The organism is Dysgonomonas mossii (genome assembly GCF_004569505.1).
GTDB lineage: Bacteria > Bacteroidota > Bacteroidia > Bacteroidales > Dysgonomonadaceae > Dysgonomonas.
Genome location: NZ_SPPK01000002.1, coordinates 494,234 through 515,349 on the forward strand (window position 1 = coordinate 494,234; position 21,116 = coordinate 515,349).

Sequence of the window (21,116 nt, forward strand, 5' to 3'; positions counted from 1 at the left end):
TATAATTTAAAAGATTGATTATGAAAAAAGTAAGTTTACTTTTAGTTTTAGTTTTTGCGGCTATGGCTATTTCTGCTCAAGATAGCGGATTTAGTACTAAAGTTGGTCGCAATGCAACTTTTGCGCGTAACGGTTTTTGGGATAACTGGTTTGTAGGAATTGGTGGTGGAGCAACAATGTATCTTAATGATAACGCAAATGATGCTAAATTCACTAACCGCCTTAACCTAGCTCCAACTGTTTTCGTAGGTAAATGGTATAATCCTTATTTCGGAGCACGTTTGAAATTTAATGGTGGTGGTTACCACACATTTAATCAAGGAGCAACAGTTATGAATCACCCTCATTATTTAGGTGCTAACGTTGACCTATTGTTCAATGTTTCTAACTATTTGGGACATTATAACGAAAATCGCTTCTACAGCTTTATACCTTATGTTGGTATAGGATTTGTTCATGGATTTGACGAAGATTGGAAATCTATCAAGAACAACTCTGCTACATGGAATGCCGGTATTATCAACAATTTCCGTCTGTCTAACAGAGCTTCTCTATTCGTAGAAATAGCTGGAAATATGGTTCAAGAGTCTTTCGACCGTATGGGTGGTGGAGACTGGGAATGGGATGGCATGCTATCTGCATTCGTAGGATTTAACTTCAAAATTGGTAAAAGAAATGACTTCTCTGAAGCTTTGTTGATGGATCAAGGTCTTCTTGATGATCTAAACGGTCAAATCAACAAACTGCGTCAAGAAAATGAAGCTTTGAAAAACAGAAAAGTTGAAGCTCCAAAATGTCCAGATTGTCCAAAATGTCCAGAAGTTAAACCAGCTGAGGTTAAAAACTTTGTTTCTAACGTAGTATTCTTCCGTCTTGGTAGTGCAGTTATTGACAAAAACCAAGAAGTTAGCATCTACAACACAGCTAAATATCTACAAGATAATCCTAGCAAAAATGTTAAGATTGTAGGTTATGCTGATAAGAAAACTGGTACAGCTTCTATCAACATGAAACTTTCTGAAAAACGTGCTAAGAATGTTGCTAATGCGTTGATCAACAAATACAACATCAACAGCAACCGCGTTAAAGTTGAATGGAAAGGTGACACAGAACAACCATATGCAGAAAATGCATGGAACCGTGTTGCTATCTTCTTTGCTGAATAATTTCGGCTAATGAAAATATAAGAATAGGAAAGAGTGGAGTATATCTCCACTCTTTTTTTTGTTTCGTATTGATGCAATACACGATAAAAGGACGATTTTAGATAATGATATCCCTAAGATATGTTGGCTGATTTGATATTGCCATATATTCTCTACCCTAGGCAAGTATAGAGCATTTGTTAAACAGAATCGGTGTGCTAAAATGTGTTATTAAAAGATAAAGCCGGAAGCTATCTAATAACTTCCGGCTTTATTTTTTAGAATTAACTTATTCTTATTTTATCAGATCTTCTTTAATACGACTTTTCTCTTTATTGCTGAATTTATTTCAGAGAAAAAAGATTTGATTTCGTTGTAGCTCGATTTGTCATACTTTCCTGTAAAAATATCTATATTCTGTATATATATAATTTTACGATCTTCCACCTTGCATTGTGTCTTTAACTTCCCAAACGGAGTTTCTATTGAAATATCTTTAGGTAATGATTCAATAGCGTATGTTTCAGGGATATTGAATGTGATAGAATCAGAGTCAGAATATCCATTTTCTATTACGATATCCTGTTTCCGTGTAGAAGATGTAAATATATTATAATTACCTTTTCTCAAAGGGCATACAGATGCAAATAATCGCATTCCGGTTTTATTCACAAAGTCTTCAGCTTCGAAATTTGCAGACAATGTACATGATGGTAGCGACGACCTGTCTTCAGAGACTTCGATTTGTGAAATCTTTACTTTTGGCATATTCACATTCGTATTGATGTAGTTCATCTCTTTTTCTCTGTCTTTAGATGTCATCCAATAAAAAAACTTGTCGTACAAATGTAAATGTTCAGTAAACTGCATTTTGCCTTTTGCCATTCCGTTTTCGGATATATCTATATCTAGCTTTGATACCTGATAGTTTTGATCGTCTTTATATTCGGGTAAACGGCACATTTTGCCTCCTTCATTCGTTATAATAAGACTATTATGGCCTGCAATTTTATCATGTATATATCCAAAAGGAAGCTTTTGGCTTGTACATTCCAGCCAGATACTGTCGTTCTTGAAAGGGACCAGCAGAATAACATGGTCAAACTGATTAAAGTTAGGGAAATCAGGTAGTATATCCTTCTCTCTCATACTTACTATGCTGTAATTGGAAGGTATATCAACGGCTTTTAGCATGGCCATCATTAAATTGGTTAAGCCCTTACAGTCGCCAAATCCACTTTTACTTACAGATGTTGCATCGATAGGCTGATAGCCTCCTATGCCCAATTGTATGCTGACATATCTTGTGTTATTCTGTAGATATTGATAAAGAATGGCCACCTTTTCTCTATCGTTTTTTGCATCTTTTGTGAGATCTTTGATTTTAATCACAAAATCGGCAGGAAGAATATCTTTCCCTGTTAACAAACTTGATATCCATTTGCCGTGATTTTCCCAGTTAGACAAATTGCCACAGGTTGAATCATAGCAGAAATCATTTGGTATTAATAATACTTTTGGAATAATTTCGCGAAATGGAGGAGCATAAGGTTCCCTGTCGATAGCTTTCATGTTTTCGAGTGATAGCGAATATATATGCTTATTACCGACAGTTTCATCTTTAATATTGCAAGAATAATTAGAATAATAGCGAAGATTCATTCCTGTTGGGAGTTCAATCTTATAGCTAGCTTGTTTTAGCGATAACAGACTTCCATTGATAGGTATGAAAGGAGGGTAGTATAAAATACCGTTTTTCCATCTTTCCTGATAGGAATACTCTATAGTGTAAGGGTATGTAGGGTTCTTATATTCATAGAACATAGAGTAGTCGTCGGTACTCAAATGTTCAGATAAGGAGGAAGATATTAAGTCTTTTTTCCCTATCTTCTTGACTACTGTCCCCGACATATTTTTTATTACGCCCGAGAAATCTTTCAACTCCCTGAATTTATCATACGTTTCGTTGAAGTAGCCATATTCCTCTCCCTGCTCATTTAGGATAGTTATAACCTTACTCACTGACAGTGTTGCATTATTCAAATCAGTTTGACTAAATACTGCAGAATAATTATCTACGATGGCGCATGCGTTCTCTCGCAAACTATCAACCTTTTGTATAACAAATTGCCCATAGGCTTGCGTTTGGGATAGAACAAATAAGAGAACACATGCAAATATATATCTGATATTCATATTAAGATAAGCATTTTAAATAGCAGAGGCCTTTTTCAGAACGATCTGCTCACTGTTTTTAGCTACAATTTTGGCATAAAAGTCTTTTAGTGACTCGTACTCTTCTGGCAAGAACGTTAATTTCTTTAATTGGAATTGATAGTGTAGCTTAATTGCATTTCCGGTCTGAGCCAGACGATATGTCAAAACGATATCATTATCATTTAATACTAATTTTGCAGCCTGAGGCAACTCGTCTACTACATACCCTTCAGGTATTTCTATATCTACAACTTGGAGGTAATTTGTCAAATAATCGAATTCTACAGGATATTCTCTTTTCTCTCTTTGAAAAGGATTTTCGGAAATGTGTTTTTCCATCATCGGATTGATATATAAGAAATCATCCCCTAAACTGGCGTCTGCAACCTGTGTATATTCCATCTTTATAGGAGCTGAAGTATCATCGATAGCCGAAACAGAAAAACTGTCGATCTTACAATTTGTCCTCTTTGCTAATGATTCAATGAAGTCTTCCTTGTTTTTGTGATTATAATAGGATACTTTCATATCATAGGCGGCATTACCTTTTCGGGTATCTATTATGGTTCCTATATATTTGGAATCATTGAATGTGAATTTTGCTGTTTTTAATACCGAGCCATTCGAAACGTTGCTAAGATTAACCCATCTACCGCCACTCTCACTCATTATACGTGCCTGAGGTACCATACACTTTTCAGGTAGTAAGTTCCAGTCTCCATACTTAGCAGACGCATCGGTATAATACATAAGTGAATCTATCTTCAACGCTGTAATTACATAATTAAATGCAGTTATACTAGGATGGGATATTGGCAATCTTCCGTTTGTTCTGGTACTGAGTATAACAGGGAATGCGTCGAATCCCCCTGCTTTTAGAGCATTTATGAGTAAGTAGTTTACATCAGCACTGCTGCCTATTCCTTCTTTAAGAGCATCTTTTAGGTTACCCGGAACGATAGCTCTCTTGTCATTCCATTTCACCCGGTATTTAACCATATCCTGTATTTCTTTTGCCCGTTTAAAGGTCGTCTCTCCTTTGGCTATTTCTTCTTTAAACAGATCAGCTTTTTTCATGTTGCTTCCAAGAGGACTAGAAAGGATATCTTTATCTATAGACTCCCATGAACTAGATTTATTTTCGGTCATGCTGTAGGGCATCTGTATGCTTTTTAGCTCAAAGGATACTTGTGTTATATAATCATTTATAGTCCACAGATATGCTTCTTTCTTCATTGCCGGAATATTGAAGCCTTCGCTTTTCAATGTTTCTGCATTACATCTTACAGTCGTTGCTTGTAAACGTCCGTAGTCGTCTTTATATCTTATATGGAAAGATTCATTGTCCGGCTCTTTGCTAGACTTTAAGTTGGCATATCCCTGATAGTTAATATTGTATCGGAAGTATTCCGGTATTTTAGCCTCAAAGTTCACATAAGCAATAGGGATAGACTCTTGGAATCGAAAGTCTCTTAAGTTATAATAGTAGTCGGATACGATTGTATATTTATACTCAATCACAGATCCCACCTTTGCTGCAGGCATAGAAAATTTCTTTACTTTCAATGTGTTGTCAATGTCCTCGTCGGTAATGAATTCCTTCGCAAGTTTTGTTTTTGTGATTTTTCCATCTTCAAGATTATATGTTGTGCCCGATAAGCCATTGATTTGCTCTTTCGTTGATCTATTGGTTTCATAGTATGAGATTTCTTGGTTACACCAATCAAGACCATCTGTCTTCAAGATTTTTATTTTAACTTGTATGGCGTATTCAAACTGAAATCCATACAGTTCGCTAAAGATAAACCTTAAGTCCCCTTTTTTGAGTAGGATAACTGCCGAGGCTGTTGTGTCCTCCGGGTATACGGTCATATTCAGCTCATCCATAGTTGCATTGCCATACTTAGACTGAGAATGACTTTCCTGAACATGAAACAGAAAAATAAAACATAGCATTATAGCTAATAAGTAAGTTGTCTTCATTGTTTGGTTATTGAGATGTTGATAGATCATAAATTATGTAAATGTATGAAATAAAATATTAATTATGTTAAAAAATGGCTATGTCTTATAACATTTTTTTTGTTTATGGAAAACTGTCTGATATTGTCTCTATATCTATTTTTGCGCAGCACTCATCGAAGTAATCTCTCTGTATATAGCGCAATGGGAGTTGTTGCTTTGAATAAATCATTTTCGCAAATGAAAACTTACATATAAAATAGATCTAAAATAGTCTTAAATGTTAAAAATTTATTTCTTAAATTGATGTTATTCTTTTCACAATAATAATGTTTTTCTATAAAGACAATATTGTAAACTGCACTTGACAAAATGCTGCATTTTGGCTTCTGATGCCATTTGTTTATTGACTTATTGATAAAATATATGAGTCATTTTGTTCTTTTTTGAGAAATAAATAGAGTATCTTTGTAATCTGTAAAAACAAAGTGTGTTAAAATTAAGGATATGAATTCAAGTATATATGATTTTATACCTATTCTGATGCAAATCGCGTTTTCTGCGATATTTGTATTTGCTACGGTATTTATTTCTAAGATGTTAGGTCCAAGTCGTAGGAGTGCACGGAAAAATGCAAATTTTGAGTGTGGTCTCGATCCTATAGGCGATGCTCGTTCTCCGTTCCCTGTTAAATATTTCCTTGTTGCGATCTTGTTTGTTCTTTTCGACATCGAGATCGTTTTTATGTACCCATGGGCTGTAAACTTTAAAGAGCTTAGTTGGGAAGGATTTGGCAAGATGGGAATCTTTATCGGGATTATTGTGGTAGGTTTCTTGTACGAAGCCAAACGTAAGGCTTTGGATTGGGAGAGATAAAAATTAAACAAGTATGAGCAATTCTTCTAATATAAATGTAGTACCTGCTCCGGATGGATATAGGGGGCATGGGTTTTTTGCTACAAAATTTGACTACGTCATAGGTTTGGCTCGTGCCAATTCCCTATGGCCTTTACCATTTGCTACATCCTGTTGCGGGATTGAGTTTATGGCTACAATGGCTGCTACGTACGATATGGGACGTTTTGGGGCAGAGCGTAACAGCTTTTCGCCACGTCAGGCAGATATGTTAATGGTAATGGGGACTATTTCTAAAAAGATGGCTCCTATCCTTCGCCATGTATATGAACAAATGGCAGAACCTAAATGGGTGATTGCAGTCGGTGCATGTGCTTCTTCGGGAGGTATCTTCGATACATATTCGGTTTTGCAAGGTATTGATAAGGTGATTCCGGTAGATGTATATGTTCCCGGATGCCCTCCACGTCCTGAACAGATATTGGATGGTGTAATGCAATTGCAGGAGTTAGTAAAACATGAATCTATTCTTCGTAGAGGCTCGGAAAGATATCAGGAGCTTCTTGAATCATATAAATTTGAATAATGGCTCTCGATACTACAGTTATTGAAAATAAGATGAGCGAGAAATTCGGAACGGAAGTGATGAATTTCAGAATGGAACGGGATATTTTTACTTTCGAAGCTGCTCCGGCGGTAATCAAAGAAGTAATCCGTTTTATGAAAGATGATGAAACCCTGCGTTTCAACTTCTTGACAGACTTATGTGGGGTGCATTATCCTGATAATGACAAGAAGGCTCAGTTTGCTGTTGTTTATTTGCTCCACAACTGGATCGACAATGTGCGTGTTCGTGTGAAAACGTTTCTTGATGGAGACAGACCGTATGTTGAATCTGTAGTGGATGTTTTTGCCGCAGCCAATTGGATGGAACGCGAGACTTATGATTTTTACGGGGTAATTTTCAAAGGACATCCTAATCTTAAGCGTATACTTAATGATGAGGGAATGGTATCGTTTCCGATGCGTAAAGATCATCCTCTCGAGGATGCAGGGCGTACGGATAAGGATGACCGCTTCTTTGGTAGAACTCCCAATAATTATGAACAAACTAAATAGCAAAGTAGGGAAATGTCAGATCAACTAATAAATCCGGAACATCGCTTTGCGAAAATGATAAAAGAACAAGCCTTTGGGGATGATAAAGAGTTGTCCGTTCTTAACTTCGGGCCAACTCACCCTTCTACCCATGGTGTGTTTCAAAATATATTGCTGATGGATGGTGAGCGCATTCTCGATGCGGATACCACTATCGGTTATATTCACCGTGCATTTGAGAAGATTGCAGAACACCGCACTTTCTATCAGATTACAACCCTGACTGATCGTCTTAACTATTGTTCTGCCCCTCTGAATAATATGGCATGGTGGATGACTGTAGAAAAGTCACTTGGCGTAGAAGTTCCTAAACGTGCGCAATATATGCGTGTTATCGTTATGGAGCTGGCACGTATTACCGATCACCTGATATGTAACTCTATCTTGGGGGTCGACCTTGGTGCGTATACTCCTTTCTTGTATGTAATGCAATACAGAGAGTTGGCATACGAGATCTATGAAGAAATCTGCGGTGCACGTCTGACTACAAACATGGGGCGTATCGGCGGATTCGAAAGAGACTGGAGCGAAGCCGCATGGCGTAAGTTAGATGAGTTTATCGAAGGCTTCCCTAAAGCATGGGATCAGTTGGAGAGACTATTTATCCGCAACCGTATCTTTATGGATCGTATCGTTGGTGTAGGTGCTATATCAGCCGAAAAGGCTATAGACTATGGGTTTACAGGGCCTAACCTGCGTGCTGCCGGTGTCGATTACGACGTGCGTGTAGCGAATCCATATAGTTCATACCAAGATTTTGATTTTAAAGTACCTGTAGGTTCATCCGGCGATACATACGATCGTTGGTGTGTGCGTGCAGCAGAGATAAAAGAAAGCTTGAGCATAATTCGTCAGGCTCGCGATAATATGCCTGATGGAAGCTTCCATGCAGATGTACCTGACTATTACCTTCCTCCAAAAGAAGAAGTGTATACACAGATGGAGCAGCTTATCCAACACTTCAAGATCGTGATGGGTGAAGTTCCTGTTCCTATAGCTGAAGTATATCATGCCGTAGAAGGTGCTAATGGAGAATTGGGTATTTATCTTATTACCGATGGCTCACGAGCTCCTTTCAGGGTGCACTTCCGCAGACCATGCTTTATCTATTATCAGGCGTTCCCTGAAATGATAAAAGGCGGGATGTTTTCGGATGCTGTTGCCACGCTTTCAAGTATTAATGTTATTGCCGGAGAATTAGATGCATAATCATGTCAATGGAAACTAAAGAATATACACAAGTAATAAATATGTCGGAGAGCCTGATGGCCCGTATCAATGAATTGTTGAGCCATTACCCTGCCGATAAAAAGAAATCTGCTTTACTACCCGTGCTTCATGCCGTACAGGATGCTCATGACAATTGGCTGAGCCTCGAACTGATGGATAAAGTAGCCGAGATATTGGAGATTACACCTATCGAAGTTTATGAAGTAGTAACATTTTATTCGATGTTCAATCAGAAACCGGTAGCTAAATATATGTTTGAGTTTTGCCGTACTGCTTGCTGTGGCTTGCGTGGTGGTGAAAACTTAATGGAATATACCTGTCAGAAACTGGGTGTTAAACCCGGCGAAATAACATCTGACGGTATGTTCAGTGTAGTAGGGGTAGAGTGCCTTGGAGCATGTGGCTACGGTCCTATGCTTCAGTTGGGAGACAACTATCATGAAAATCTTAACAAAGAAAAGATTGATACACTGATCGAAGATTGTAAACAAGGAAAAGTAAACCTATATTAATTGCGATGGCTAGAAAAGTATTATTAGAGAAATTAGATATTCCGGGAATAGCGGAATACGAAGTTTATCGCAAGAATGGCGGGTATGCGTCTGTGGAGAAAGCACTGAAAACTATGACCCCCGATGAGGTTGTAGAAGAGGTGAAAACCTCAGGGGTAAGAGGTCGTGGAGGTGCAGGTTTCCCGATGGGCTTGAAGTGGAGCTTTATTGATAAGAAGTCCGGTAAGCCTCGCCACTTGGTTGTAAATGCCGATGAATCGGAACCCGGTACATTCAAAGACCGCTTCTTGATGCATCATATTCCACATTTGCTAATCGAAGGTGCTATTGTTTCCAGTTATGCATTAGAGGCTAATTTATCATATATCTATATCCGCGGCGAATATATGTGGATATTCAAGATATTGGAAAAAGCAATTAAGGAAGCTTATGCCAATGGTTGGCTGGGCAAAAATATATTGGGTACAGGCTATAATCTCGACTTGTATGTACATTGCGGAGCAGGGGCATATATTTGTGGAGAAGAAACAGCCTTGATAGAATCACTTGAAGGTAAGCGTGGTAATCCGCGTATCAAACCGCCATTTCCTGCTGTTAGCGGGTTGTGGGGTGAGCCTACAGTGGTGAACAATGTGGAGTCTATTTCTACTGTTTCGTGGATTATAAATAATGGCGGTGCTGAATACGCTAAAATTGGTGTAGGTAAATCTACAGGAACCAAGCTGATGTCGGCTTCGGGTCATATTAAGAATCCGGGTGTATATGAAATAGAATTAGGTTTGACTGTCGATGAATTTTTCAATTCAGACGAATATTGCGGTGGTATGCTAGACGATCGTCCGCTAAAGGCTGTAATACCCGGTGGGTGTTCGGTTCCGATCCTACCTCCTCAATATATATTTAAAACAGCAAATGGTGAAGATCGTTTGATCAGTTATGAATCATTGGCTGACGGTGGTTTCGTTACCGGCTCTTCTCTCGGATCGGGTGGTTTCATCGTGTACAATGATACAGCATGTATCGTTCGTAATACATGGAATTTTTCTCGTTTCTTCCATCACGAAAGTTGTGGACAATGTTCTCCATGTCGTGAAGGTACAGGATGGATGGATAAAATCCTTCATCGCATCGAAACAGGACAAGGTAGAGAAGAAGATATCGACCTTCTATGGAGCATACAAAGTAAGATTGAAGGTAATACGATTTGTCCTCTTGGAGATGCGGCATCATGGCCGGTTGCAGCAGCAATACGCCATTTCCGTGAAGAGTTCGAATACCATGTACGCTTCCCTGAAAAGATAAAAAATAGAGATCATTTTGTAGACGAGCCTATGGAAAAAGTTCGTCACCTTTTGAAGTAAAGCAATATGAAAATTACAATAGATGGACATGTTTTAGACGTCGAACCTGGAACCACAGTGTTGCAGGCGGCACGTATGATAGGCGGAGCCAGTGTTCCTCCTACAATGTGCTATTACTCTAAGCTGGAAGACTGCGGTGGCAAATGTCGTTGTTGCTTGGTGGAGATAAACAAAGGCAGTGAAAGAGACCCTCGTCCTATGCCAAAGCTTCAGCCGTCATGTGTAACAGCTGTTCAGGACGGTATGGAAGTGAAAAGCGCTACATCCGAAAGAGCTCTGGAGGCACGAAAGGCTGTAACCGAATTTTTGTTGATCAACCATCCTCTCGACTGTCCGGTATGCGATCAGGCGGGAGAGTGCGATTTGCAGAACCTTGCTTATGGTAATAATAACTTCAAGTCGCGTTATATAGAAGAAAAGAGAACATTCGAACCCGAAAATATAGGCCCATATATACAGTTGCACATGAATCGTTGTATTCTTTGCTACCGTTGTGTAAAACTGGCTGATCAATTAACTCCTGAACGTGTTCATGGAGTAGTGGGAAGGGGCGATCATGCTCAGATTTCTACATATATAGAACGTGCGATCGATAACGATTTTTCGGGCAATGTGATCGATGTTTGTCCTGTAGGAGCTCTTACCGATAAAACATTCCGATTCAAGTCTCGTGTTTGGTTCAACAAACCGTTCAACGCACACCGTCATTGTACAAAATGTTCGGGTAAAGTAACACTATGGATGTTTGGCGACAAAGTTCAACGTGTGACAGCCCGCAAAGACGAATGGCACGAAGTTGAAGAATTTATCTGTAACGAGTGTCGTTTCGAACATAAGAATGTTGAAGACTGGACTATAGAAGGCCCTCGCAAATTTGAGAAGCCATCTGTAATCAATGTAAACAACTATACAGAGCCGATACATAAAGTAAAGATAAATACAGACGAACTTGTATTGGAAGGTCGTAAAGAAGATCAGAAGAAAATAAGCATGCCTGGTTCTCCTTATGATGCAGAGGAGTTGGAAGCTATAAAGAAAACAAAAGAATAAATAAAATAATGGAGATTGCACTTATTTTAGAAAAGTTGATCCTTATCGTTCTTGTGTTTGCTGTCACAATGCTTTTTGCGTTGTATTCTACTTATGCAGAACGTAAGGTAGCCGGTTTTTTACAAGATCGTCTCGGCCCGAACCGTGCAGGTATCTTTGGTTTGCTACAGCCTCTTTGCGATGGAGCAAAGTTGTTTGCCAAAGAAGACCTCATGCCAAATACGCCGAATAAGATTCTCTTTGTTGTAGGTCCGGCTGTTGCCATGACAGTCTCTTTGCTTGGGGGGGCGTTGATCCCATGGGCAGAGAAATTTGTTATAGCAGGCTATGGAGAGGTTAAACCTTACATCGGAGATGTAAATGTAGCTATTCTATATATTGTAGCTGTATTATCTACAAGCGTATATGGTGTTGTAATCGGAGGATGGGCATCAAATAATAAATATTCCCTGATGGGAAGTATCCGTGCCGGAGCACAGATGATTTCGTATGAAATAGCAATGGGGCTTTCTCTTATTGCGCTGATTATGATGACAGGTTCTTTGAGTCTGGTAGATATCACTCAACAGCAAAGTGGCTGGCATGGTATGCAATGGAATGTGATTTATCAGCCATTGACCTTTATTATTTTCCTTGTTTGTTCGTTTGCAGAATGTAACCGTACACCGTTCGACCTTGCAGAATGTGAGTCGGAGCTGGTTAACGGACACCATGTCGAATATTCTTCGTTGGGAATGGGATTCTATATGTTCTCCGAATATGCGAGCATGTTTTTCTCATCTGCATTTATCTCTGTTCTTTTCTTTGGAGGATACAATTATCCCGGAATAGATTGGGTAACAGAAAACTGGGGTATAAATATGGCTAGTGGTCTGGGTGTACTATCACTTCTAGCTAAAACCTCATTCTTTATTTTCTTCTATATGTGGGTGCGCTGGACAATACCGAGATTCAGATACGACCAACTGATGAAACTGGGATGGAAAATGCTGTTTCCGTTGGCAATAGTAAATATCATCTTGGTAGGAATTTTTGTCCTGATTTTTAAATGAAAATAAGAAATTAGCGATGTCAATAGAAAAAATATCATTATCAGGAAGAAAAACGGAGGTTGTTGATAAAAACATGACCTTCGCAGAAAAGATATACTTTCCTGCTGTGATAAAAGGGCTTATAATTACAATTAAGCACTTTTTCAAGAAGAAGGCGACTGTTCAGTATCCTGAGCAACAACGCGAATTTAGCCCTGTATATCGTGGACAGCATGTATTGATGCGTGACGATCAGGGGCGTGAACGCTGTACGGCATGCGGGTTGTGTGCCTTGTCTTGTCCGGCAGAAGCAATCACGATGGTGGCTGCTGAGCGTAAAAAAGGAGAAGAACATCTGTACCGTGAAGAAAAATATGCTTCGGAATATGAAATAAATATGCTACGCTGTATATTTTGCGGAATATGCGAAGAGGCTTGTCCGAAAGAAGCTATTTTCTTAACCAAGTCTAAGCTTCTGGTGAAGCCGAAATTAGAACGTGAAGACTTTATCTATGGAAAAGATAAACTCGTGATTTCGGTAGAGGATGCCAAAGCACGCAAATATGATTAAATAGATATACGAGATAAATAATGATATGATTACAATAATTTTTTATATTCTGGCAACCATAACACTCGGTACGGGACTTCTGACGGTATTGTCTAAGAATCCTATCCATAGTGCAGTGTATATGATTATCTGTTTTTTCTCCATATCGGGGCACTTTTTGCTGTTGAATGCTTTGTTTCTATCGGTTATAAATATTGTGGTTTATGCCGGAGCTATCATGGTGTTATTGCTATTTACTCTGATGCTTATGAACCTGAGTGAAAGCCACGAGCCAAAGAAAAAAGTGATCAGTCGTGTGGCGGCTACAATATCGAGCTGCTTGATGGGAATTGTCCTGTTGGCTGCGCTCTTGAAGGCTACGCCTGTGATAGAAACATACAAAACCGAGGGGTTAGACTATCAGTCGGTAAGTATTATTGGTCAGGTGCTGCTTGACGAGTATTTAGTGCCATTTGAATTTGCTGCTATATTGCTTATAACGGCTATGATCGGGGCAGTACTTATTTCTAAAAAAGAGAAAAAAGCTTAAGCTATGCTGAATAATATATTAGAACAAGTAGGAATTGACAATTACATCTACCTCTGCATACTATTGTTTTGTGTAGGTGCAATTGGAATATTGTATCGTAGGAGTACGATTGTGATGTTAATGTCGGTAGAATTGATGCTGGCTTCAGCCAATATGTTGTTGGCTGTTTTTTCTGTGTATCATCAGGATCCCAGCGGACAAGTGTTTGTGATATTCTCATTGGCCGTAGCTGCGGCAGAGGTGGCTGTCGGATTGGCTATTTTGGTTGCCATCTACAGAAACATAGGCACGATAGATATTGATGAATTGAAAAACTTAAAAGGATAAATTTGGATGGAAACAATATTAGTATTAATACTCTTGCTTAGTCCGTTTATCGGTTTCTCAATCAATTTGCTGGTTGGTAAAAAATTAACGGGGCGCACATTACCCGGAATTATTGCTACCACAGCTGTAATTATCAGTTTTGTAATATCTCTATACCTTTTCATCCAAAATCTTTCTACAGGTGAGGTTTTTAATGTCAACCTGTTTCAGTGGATTGCATTAGGGGAGTTTACAACTGATCTGTCTTTCACGCTCGACCAACTGTCTCTAGTATGGTTGTTGTTTGTGACAGGTATCGGTACGCTGATACACATCTATTCGATGGGGTATATGCACGATGATGAAAATATAGACCGTTATTTCTCATATCTGAATTTATTTATCTTCTTTATGACGATACTTGTTTCGGGAAGCAATCTTCTCGTTATGTTTATCGGTTGGGAAGGTGTAGGTTTGTGTTCTTATCTGCTTATCGGCTTTTGGTCGAGAAATCATAAAAACAACGATGCGGCAAAGAAAGCCTTTGTGATGAACCGTATCGGAGACTTAGGTTTCCTTATCGGTATTTTTACATTGGGTTATATGTTCAAAACGGTGGACTATGTTTCGCTAAAAGATCTTGTTACCAGTCCCGACCCACTGTTAGGCGTTGCCACATTGGCATTGTTTATAGGGGCTACAGGTAAAAGTGCACAGATACCTTTATATACTTGGTTGCCAGATGCGATGGCAGGTCCTACTCCTGTATCGGCACTGATACATGCTGCAACGATGGTTACAGCGGGTATATTTATGGTGACTCGATTGAATTTTATATTCGACTTGACTCCCGATATTCAGACTGTGATTGCTATTGTAGGTGCTGTAACTGCATTATTTGCTGCAACGATAGCTCTTACACAAAATGATATAAAGAAAGTACTTGCATACTCTACCGTATCGCAGCTCGGGCTGATGTTCTTGGCTCTTGGGCTCGGTGCTTATCACGTAGCAGTATTTCATGTGATTACACATGCATTCTTTAAGGCTTGTTTATTCCTTGGCTCGGGTTCAGTTATCCATGCTATGGGAGGTGAACAGGATATGCGCAAGATGGGAGGTCTTAAGAATAAGATGAAGACGACGTATTATACGTTCTTGATCTCTACGTTATCAATTGCAGGTATTCCTCCTTTGGCAGGTTTCTTCTCCAAAGATGAAATCATGCTGACAGCTTTCGAGCATAATATCTTCTTATGGATTCTAGCAGCACTGGCATCTTTGCTTACTGCATTCTATATGTTCCGTTTGCTATATCTTACATTCTTCAAAGAGTTTAGAGGTACAGAAGAACAGAAACATCATTTGCACGAATCGCCAAGCAGTATGACTCTGCCGCTTATCGTACTGGCTTTCTTAGCATTTTTCGGAGGGCTTATCAGTATTCCTTTCGGAGGGCTTAGCTGGTTGAACGCTTACTTAGAGCCAATATTACCGGGTATTACAGGCGAGCATGCTCCTGTAGACCAGATGGTGTTGACAATGGTAATTTCTACTATCATCGCTATAGTTGGTATTGCATTGGCATACTTTAAATATATAAAGAAATCTGAAGTCCCTGCTGAGGATGATGAGATTTCGGGAGTTGCTAAAGTATCTTATAACAAATTCTACATTGATGAAATATACGATGCATTATTTGTAAAACCTCTTTATGCTTTAGCCGGCTTCTTTGAAAGTATAGTAGAGAGAGCATTAAAAAATATACTGAAAAGCTTCGGAGGCTTGGTCGAGTTATTGACAGTTCCGGCGCGAAGACTACAGAATGGAAGTCTCGGTTTTTATCTGTTTTTCTTTGTGTTGGGATTCAGTGCATTAATCATCTGTTTATTTCTTGTATAAAAATTAAAAAGAAACATGAATATCACTATTATATTAATCATATTATTGGTAGGTGCAATTCTTACTTATTTATCAGGAAATAGATTTGCCTCTAAAGTAGCTATGTTGTTCGGTGTTGCCGCAGCTATTTTTTCGGTAGCATTATGTCTTAAATACGGAGCAGCAGGAGCAAATTTCAGCATAGATTGGATTAGTAAGCCTAATATCTCGTTTTCGTTAAAGGCCGACGGCTTGTCGATGGCAATGATATTAATGACTACGATACTGCTGCCTATAATTATACTGGGTACGCAATCGCGCGAATTTAAGAATGAAAAGATGCTGTATAGCTTAGTCATGTTTATGGTTTTTGCTATGGTAGGTGCATTCTTAAGCAGCAACGCTCTTTTGTATTATGTGTTTTGGGAAATGTCTCTTATCCCAATCTATTTTATAATCGTATTGTGGGGTAACGGCGAAATCGTCAAAAGACGTAAGGCTGCGATGACATTCTTCCTCTTTACATTTGCCGGATCATTGTTTATGCTTGCTGCCATTATATACATGTATACAAAAACGGGAAGCTTTCAGCTCGAAGCATTCTATAATGCAAGTCTGAGCCAAACAGAACAAATCTGGATATTTTTGGCATTCTTCCTTGCTTATGCTATTAAGATACCGATTTTCCCTTTCCATACTTGGCAGGCAAATGTGTATCAGAAAGCACCGGCAATAGGTACTATGTTACTTGCAGGTATTATGTCTAAGATGGGAGCATATAGCGTTATTCGTTGGCAGTTGCCCGTAACTCCTTACGCATCAAACGAGTTCAGAACAATAATCGTGATCCTTTGTATTATTGGAGTTGTATACGGAGCTATTATGGCGCTGCGTCAGGATGACTTAAAAAGATTTTTAGCGTATGCATCATTGTCTCACGTAGGATTTATTGCGGCGGGCTCTTATGCCTTGACATACGATGGTCTCGAAGGAGCTGTGATACTTATCCTGGCTCATGGTTTTGGTATTGTGGGTATGTTCTATTCCGCAGATGTAATCCAAACACGTATGCATACATTGACTATAAGTAAGATGGGGGGTATTAAAGAACATGCTCCAAAGTTTTCGGTGGCGTTTTTTATAAGCATCCTTTCTTCTATCGGTATACCGCTTACATTTAACTTTATCGGAGAGTTTACAATAATGTTCGGATTGTATCAGGTAAATCTTTGGTACGCCCTTACAATAGGAACTGCATTGTTTCTTGGTGCTCTCTTTATGTTGAGAATGTATCAGCAGGTAATGTTAGGAGAACCGTCTGTGAATCCGTTCAGGGATTTGTCGAAGACCGAAACGGTAGTTTTCGCCTTAATAATAGGAGTACTTATATTTTTCGGGGTGTATGTGAAGCCGGTTACAGACTTGGTATCTACAAGCCTGACAGAGATAGTAATGTATATTAACAGATAAAAATAGCCAGATATATAATGAGTACATTGATAGCCATCTCAGCATTAGGTATAATCTGCCTTTTATTAGAGATATTCAATTTGAGAAAAATCCTTATACCAGTTACACTTATCGGACTGATTGCTGTATTGGGGTTGACTGTTACCGAGTTTTACTTAGGACAATCTTTCCTTGGTACGGATAAGTACAATATGTTGGTATCAACAGGGTTTTCGCAAGGATTCTCTATCCTGTTTATTATTCTTGCTGTACTGATTCTTGCGATGAGTCCTAAGTTTTATCAAGACAGAATAGATAAGATTGCCGACTATGTAGCACTGAAGGTTTTTCTAGTGGCCGGAGCTGTGGCTATGGTCTCTTTCGGAAACTTCATTATGTTTTTCGTGGGACTCGAGGTATTGTCTATTGCCGCTTATATTTTGGCAGCCAGCGATCCGAAGAACTTGCGAAGTAACGAAGCCGGTATGAAGTATTTCATTATGGGTGCATTTGCGTCCAGCTTTATTCTGTTCGGTATTGCTCTCATATATGGTGCATTTGGTTCGTTCGATATAGCTACAGTTGCTATTGCATCTACTGCTCAGGCAGGATCTTTACCTATCTGGTTTAGTCTAGGTTTTGTGATGTTGACTGTCGGTTTGATGTTTAAAGCATCTATCGTACCGTTCCACTTTTGGGCACCTGATGTATACGAAGGCTCACCTACACTTTCTACCGCTCTGATGAGTACCTTGGTAAAGGTGGCTGCAATAGGGGCATTGTTTAAGGTAGTAACAATATTGTCTGTTGCAGTAACGCCTGTATATCAGATCGTATTGATCGTCTTGTCTATATTGACAATGACAGTAGGAAACGTAACAGCAATGAAGCAGAAAAACATAAAGCGTATGATGGCCTATTCGGGGATATCACACGCCGGTTTTATGATGATGACCTTACTTGCAATTGGCACATCTGCAAATACAGTATTGTATTATGCCGCAGCATATAGCTTGGCGGGTATTGCTGCATTCGCTGTAATACTTGGTGTTTGCCGAGGAAAAGACAACGAGGATATGACAAACTTCTTTGGTTTGGTGAAACGTCAGCCGGTGTTGACTGCAATATTTATTTGCGCATTGTTGTCATTAAGTGGAATTCCTGTTTTTGCAGGTTTCTTTGCTAAGTTCTTTGTGTTTGATCAGATGTTACAATCAGGCCACTTAGTTCTTGTTATATTCGGTATTATAAATTCGATTATAGCCGTGTTCTATTATCTGGGAGTAGCAAATATAATGATCACCAAAGAAAGCGAGACAGAAGAGCCTCTACGAGTTCCTTTCGAATATAAAGCTGTAGCTGTAATCGCTATATCTTTGAATCTATTACTTGGAATTTTCCCTTCTGTAATTATGGGTCTGAACTTATAATTAGATAGGATATAAAAAATAGAAAAGAGCAGATCTGATGGTCTGCTCTTTTTTGTATTGATATTTTTCTCGGTTATTCCGCTTTTATTCCTTTCGCTATGAACCTTATGATGCAATAAGCAATATAAATAAATACAAGATACATTATCAATTCTGCATGATGCAGATAGATAACAGCGAATGTAGCCATTAGTATACATGCCGTAAGTGATAGACCTTGCCACAAACGGGTAAGAATATCTAATTTTTGTCCCCATACATTCGGACGGAATACCCAATTGATAGGTACAACGAAGGCATTCAACAATAGTATCGAGTAAGACATGTATTCATACTTCACATCATTGATGATGCAGAGTATTGCTGTTAAACCTATCATCGCTCCATAATATAACTTTCCATAGTTGGTGGTTGCACTTGTGGGCATGTCTGTTGCCATAAATATAGTGCCGAGTAATAAGCCTCCCAAAGAAAATTGTATTGTATATTCGGTCAGGTTAGATAAGGTTAGCAGTAATGTTGTGAAAGCCGCTAATAAGGCAAATGGGATGTGCCATGAGATTCTTTGCCTAATCAACAAGAACAAACCACCTAGCACCAAAAAGAATATCGAATATTCGCCTATTGCTCCCGATGCTTTATAAAATAATTGGTTTATAAAACTGTCGTTGAATATATTGAGCTCATTTATATTCACTGCTGTCTTGTCGTACCAAATAGTGCGTGAAGCCATTACAGCGGGAAAGAATACAGTCATAAACTCTCGTCCGATCAGCGCAGGATTGAATATATTACGTCCTAAGCCACCCCAGAGTAATTTCCCGAACAGAACGGCCATGCTTCCTCCGAATGCAACAACATAGAGAGGAGTGAAAGGTGCTATTGTGAATGCAAGCAGAATTCCCGAAATAATGGCTGACCCGTCAGAAAGAGATTCCGTGTTTTTGGAAAAGATAATGGAGAATAAAAATTCTGTTAATAACGCACTTCCTACTGCCACCAAGATTACCATGACAGGTACAAACCCGAATGCCAGATACGACATGGCTATACATGGAAGCAATGCTAAAATAACATCAGCCATTACACGGCTGGTACTGTCACTTTTTCTGACAAAGGGTGCAAATATTGTTTTATCTGATTGCATTTGCTAGTTCTTTAAGTTTTACTTTTCCTTCTTTTATGCTTTCTATAAGCGGCACATTACTTGGGCAGATGTATTCGCAAGCTGCGCATTCGATGCAACTGCTGATACTGTATTTCTCAAGATTGAAGTATTTCTTCTTTCTATAGTTTTCTTCAAACTTCATTGGCATCAGCCGCATAGGGCATACGTCGACGCAATAACCGCACGAGATACAATTACTCCGTTTTATTTCTTCTTTCTTTAGGAATAGTATTCCCGATGCTCCTTTGGTTACAGGTATCGACAGGTCTTGTATTGCCTTCCCCATCATCGGGCCTCCCTGTACGATGGTATTACTCGAAGTTTCTATCCCTAGCGATTTTGTGATATGTCGTATCGGTGTTCCTATTTTCACTTCGTAATTGCCATAATTAATAGATCGCTCACCTGAGATTGTTATTATTCGGCTGATAACTGGTTTGTGATTTACTACCGCCTGATAAACAGAGTAGATAGTACCGATATTACTCACTATAATTCCCGCTTCGGCTGGTCGCTTCGATCTTGGTAGTTCAATGCCTATGGCAGACTTTATTAATTGCAGCTCGCCACCTTGAGGGTACTGATCGGGCAATAATATTGCATTGTAGCCTTTATGTTCTTCTTGTTGCAGATATGGAGCAAATACTTTTAAAAGTTCTCTATTCTGATGCTCTATACCAATGATAACATTGTCGGCATTAAGTATCTTTTTTATGATATCAATTCCTTTAAATAGCTCTTCGGTACGTTCTGCCATCAGTGAATAATCTGACGTAAGATAAGGTTCGCACTCTGCACCGTTTACAATAAAGGTATGGATCTTATGTTCCCCTACGCTATATTTTATAGCTGTCGGAAATTGAGCGCCACCTTGTCCTACTATACCTGCATCCTTAATTCGCTCTATCAACTCTTCGGGGCTACATTGGTTGTAGTCTTTGTGCGAAATGTCGTTTACTTCTTCGTCCTTATAGTCGTTCTGGATAACGATGGTTTTTACAGAAGAGCCATCTGCAAAAGGATAGTCTTTTGTTTCCAAAATCACGCCCGATACCGGCGCATGTACTTTGGTCGCAAACTTATCCTTTACTTCTCCTATCAATTGATATTTCTTGATTTTATCGCCAACATTGACAACAGGAGTAGGAGCACAGCCTAAATATTCTGCGAGGGGAATGTATAGAAATGGAGCGTCTTCAATAGCCTGAATACTCTTCTTCTTGGTTTTCCCTTTCATCGAAAGTATGTGCATTATCATAGC

19 protein-coding genes are annotated in these 21,116 nt (G+C 39.0%); 15 read left to right on the forward strand and 4 right to left on the reverse strand.

Going from position 1 to position 21,116, the window contains the following annotated elements; genetic code table 11:
* Window positions 1–20 precede the first annotated feature (20 nt).
* On the forward strand, window positions 21–1,166 hold the full coding sequence (locus tag E4T88_RS07455) for an OmpA family protein (RefSeq protein WP_135104834.1): 1,146 nt from the start codon (window positions 21–23) through the stop codon (window positions 1,164–1,166).
* A gap of 282 nt (window positions 1,167–1,448) precedes the next feature.
* Here E4T88_RS07455 and E4T88_RS07460 read toward each other — a convergent pair whose 3' ends face one another.
* Both E4T88_RS07460 and E4T88_RS07465 read right to left on the reverse strand, forming a co-directional pair.
* Window positions 1,449–3,341 (reverse strand): DUF3858 domain-containing protein, encoded by a 1,893-nt coding sequence (locus E4T88_RS07460; RefSeq protein ID WP_135104835.1) that lies wholly within the window; start codon window positions 3,339–3,341, stop codon window positions 1,449–1,451.
* 15 nt (window positions 3,342–3,356) lie between these two features.
* Window positions 3,357–5,345: a DUF3858 domain-containing protein gene (locus E4T88_RS07465; RefSeq protein ID WP_228093805.1), complete on the reverse strand. Its 1,989-nt coding sequence runs from the start codon at window positions 5,343–5,345 to the stop codon at window positions 3,357–3,359.
* A gap of 486 nt (window positions 5,346–5,831) precedes the next feature.
* Between E4T88_RS07465 and E4T88_RS07470 the strand changes: the two genes are divergently transcribed.
* Genes E4T88_RS07470 through E4T88_RS07535 form a run of 14 tightly spaced genes read left to right on the forward strand, consistent with a single transcriptional unit; the run spans window position 5,832 to window position 18,687 of the window.
* On the forward strand, window positions 5,832–6,200 hold the full coding sequence (locus E4T88_RS07470) for an NADH-quinone oxidoreductase subunit A (protein ID WP_135104837.1): 369 nt from the start codon (window positions 5,832–5,834) through the stop codon (window positions 6,198–6,200).
* A 13-nt stretch (window positions 6,201–6,213) separates the two neighbouring features.
* The gene (locus E4T88_RS07475) at window positions 6,214–6,765 is read left to right on the forward strand and encodes an NADH-quinone oxidoreductase subunit B (RefSeq protein ID WP_006843264.1); all 552 of its coding nucleotides are present in this window, start codon (window positions 6,214–6,216) and stop codon (window positions 6,763–6,765) included.
* The gene (locus E4T88_RS07480; protein WP_006843263.1) at window positions 6,765–7,298 is read left to right on the forward strand and encodes an NADH-quinone oxidoreductase subunit C; all 534 of its coding nucleotides are present in this window, start codon (window positions 6,765–6,767) and stop codon (window positions 7,296–7,298) included. The genes E4T88_RS07475 and E4T88_RS07480 overlap by 1 nt, the downstream gene beginning before the upstream one ends.
* 12 nt (window positions 7,299–7,310) lie before the next feature.
* Window positions 7,311–8,546, forward strand: a complete 1,236-nt coding sequence (gene nuoD, locus E4T88_RS07485; protein WP_135104838.1) for an NADH dehydrogenase (quinone) subunit D — start codon at window positions 7,311–7,313, stop codon at window positions 8,544–8,546.
* Between the two features lie 8 nt (window positions 8,547–8,554).
* A complete protein-coding gene (locus tag E4T88_RS07490; protein ID WP_135104839.1) occupies window positions 8,555–9,079 on the forward strand; it encodes an NADH-quinone oxidoreductase subunit NuoE family protein in 525 nt (174 codons plus the stop codon).
* A 5-nt stretch (window positions 9,080–9,084) separates the two neighbouring features.
* The gene (nuoF, locus tag E4T88_RS07495; RefSeq protein ID WP_135104840.1) at window positions 9,085–10,440 is read left to right on the forward strand and encodes an NADH-quinone oxidoreductase subunit NuoF; all 1,356 of its coding nucleotides are present in this window, start codon (window positions 9,085–9,087) and stop codon (window positions 10,438–10,440) included.
* Window positions 10,441–10,446: 6 nt separating this feature from the next.
* Entirely contained in the window at window positions 10,447–11,490 is a 1,044-nt protein-coding gene (locus E4T88_RS07500) for an NADH-quinone oxidoreductase subunit G (RefSeq protein WP_135104841.1), read from the forward strand.
* A gap of 8 nt (window positions 11,491–11,498) precedes the next feature.
* Window positions 11,499–12,542: an NADH-quinone oxidoreductase subunit NuoH gene (gene nuoH, locus E4T88_RS07505; RefSeq protein ID WP_135104842.1), complete on the forward strand. Its 1,044-nt coding sequence runs from the start codon at window positions 11,499–11,501 to the stop codon at window positions 12,540–12,542.
* A gap of 16 nt (window positions 12,543–12,558) precedes the next feature.
* A complete protein-coding gene (locus E4T88_RS07510) occupies window positions 12,559–13,092 on the forward strand; it encodes a NuoI/complex I 23 kDa subunit family protein (protein WP_006843257.1) in 534 nt (177 codons plus the stop codon).
* A 25-nt stretch (window positions 13,093–13,117) separates the two neighbouring features.
* Window positions 13,118–13,621 carry an NADH-quinone oxidoreductase subunit J family protein gene (locus tag E4T88_RS07515; RefSeq protein ID WP_135104843.1) on the forward strand — a complete coding sequence of 168 codons (504 nt, stop codon included), beginning with the start codon at window positions 13,118–13,120 and terminating at the stop codon, window positions 13,619–13,621.
* A gap of 3 nt (window positions 13,622–13,624) precedes the next feature.
* On the forward strand, window positions 13,625–13,948 hold the full coding sequence (nuoK, locus tag E4T88_RS07520; protein ID WP_135104844.1) for an NADH-quinone oxidoreductase subunit NuoK: 324 nt from the start codon (window positions 13,625–13,627) through the stop codon (window positions 13,946–13,948).
* 6 nt (window positions 13,949–13,954) lie between these two features.
* A complete protein-coding gene (nuoL, locus tag E4T88_RS07525) occupies window positions 13,955–15,829 on the forward strand; it encodes an NADH-quinone oxidoreductase subunit L (RefSeq protein WP_135104845.1) in 1,875 nt (624 codons plus the stop codon).
* Between the two features lie 15 nt (window positions 15,830–15,844).
* Window positions 15,845–17,278, forward strand: a complete 1,434-nt coding sequence (locus tag E4T88_RS07530) for a complex I subunit 4 family protein (protein ID WP_135104846.1) — start codon at window positions 15,845–15,847, stop codon at window positions 17,276–17,278.
* Window positions 17,279–17,295: 17 nt separating this feature from the next.
* Window positions 17,296–18,687, forward strand: coding sequence for an NADH-quinone oxidoreductase subunit N (locus tag E4T88_RS07535; protein ID WP_135104847.1), 1,392 nt, complete (start codon window positions 17,296–17,298; stop codon window positions 18,685–18,687).
* Between the two features lie 73 nt (window positions 18,688–18,760).
* Here E4T88_RS07535 and E4T88_RS07540 read toward each other — a convergent pair whose 3' ends face one another.
* Together E4T88_RS07540 and rsxC are read right to left on the reverse strand one after the other, a co-directional pair.
* Complete coding sequence (locus E4T88_RS07540; RefSeq protein ID WP_135104848.1) at window positions 18,761–19,834, reverse strand: RnfABCDGE type electron transport complex subunit D; 1,074 nt, start codon at window positions 19,832–19,834, stop codon at window positions 18,761–18,763.
* A complete protein-coding gene (gene rsxC, locus E4T88_RS07545; RefSeq protein WP_135104849.1) occupies window positions 19,821–21,113 on the reverse strand; it encodes an electron transport complex subunit RsxC in 1,293 nt (430 codons plus the stop codon). Before rsxC ends, E4T88_RS07540 begins: the two co-directional genes overlap by 14 nt.
* Window positions 21,114–21,116 lie beyond the last annotated feature (3 nt).

Coding starts and splice junctions, on each gene's coding strand:
- E4T88_RS07455 (WP_135104834.1), top strand. CDS start 21: ATGAAAAAAGTAAGTTTACTTTTAGTTTTAGTTTTTGCGGCTATGGCT.
- E4T88_RS07460 (WP_135104835.1), bottom strand. CDS start 3,341: ATGAATATCAGATATATATTTGCATGTGTTCTCTTATTTGTTCTATCC.
- E4T88_RS07465 (WP_228093805.1), bottom strand. CDS start 5,345: ATGAAGACAACTTACTTATTAGCTATAATGCTATGTTTTATTTTTCTG.
- E4T88_RS07470 (WP_135104837.1), top strand. CDS start 5,832: ATGAATTCAAGTATATATGATTTTATACCTATTCTGATGCAAATCGCG.
- E4T88_RS07475 (WP_006843264.1), top strand. CDS start 6,214: ATGAGCAATTCTTCTAATATAAATGTAGTACCTGCTCCGGATGGATAT.
- E4T88_RS07480 (WP_006843263.1), top strand. CDS start 6,765: ATGGCTCTCGATACTACAGTTATTGAAAATAAGATGAGCGAGAAATTC.
- nuoD (WP_135104838.1), top strand. CDS start 7,311: ATGTCAGATCAACTAATAAATCCGGAACATCGCTTTGCGAAAATGATA.
- E4T88_RS07490 (WP_135104839.1), top strand. CDS start 8,555: ATGGAAACTAAAGAATATACACAAGTAATAAATATGTCGGAGAGCCTG.
- nuoF (WP_135104840.1), top strand. CDS start 9,085: ATGGCTAGAAAAGTATTATTAGAGAAATTAGATATTCCGGGAATAGCG.
- E4T88_RS07500 (WP_135104841.1), top strand. CDS start 10,447: ATGAAAATTACAATAGATGGACATGTTTTAGACGTCGAACCTGGAACC.
- nuoH (WP_135104842.1), top strand. CDS start 11,499: ATGGAGATTGCACTTATTTTAGAAAAGTTGATCCTTATCGTTCTTGTG.
- E4T88_RS07510 (WP_006843257.1), top strand. CDS start 12,559: ATGTCAATAGAAAAAATATCATTATCAGGAAGAAAAACGGAGGTTGTT.
- E4T88_RS07515 (WP_135104843.1), top strand. CDS start 13,118: ATGATTACAATAATTTTTTATATTCTGGCAACCATAACACTCGGTACG.
- nuoK (WP_135104844.1), top strand. CDS start 13,625: ATGCTGAATAATATATTAGAACAAGTAGGAATTGACAATTACATCTAC.
- nuoL (WP_135104845.1), top strand. CDS start 13,955: ATGGAAACAATATTAGTATTAATACTCTTGCTTAGTCCGTTTATCGGT.
- E4T88_RS07530 (WP_135104846.1), top strand. CDS start 15,845: ATGAATATCACTATTATATTAATCATATTATTGGTAGGTGCAATTCTT.
- E4T88_RS07535 (WP_135104847.1), top strand. CDS start 17,296: ATGAGTACATTGATAGCCATCTCAGCATTAGGTATAATCTGCCTTTTA.
- E4T88_RS07540 (WP_135104848.1), bottom strand. CDS start 19,834: ATGCAATCAGATAAAACAATATTTGCACCCTTTGTCAGAAAAAGTGAC.
- rsxC (WP_135104849.1), bottom strand. CDS start 21,113: ATGATAATGCACATACTTTCGATGAAAGGGAAAACCAAGAAGAAGAGT.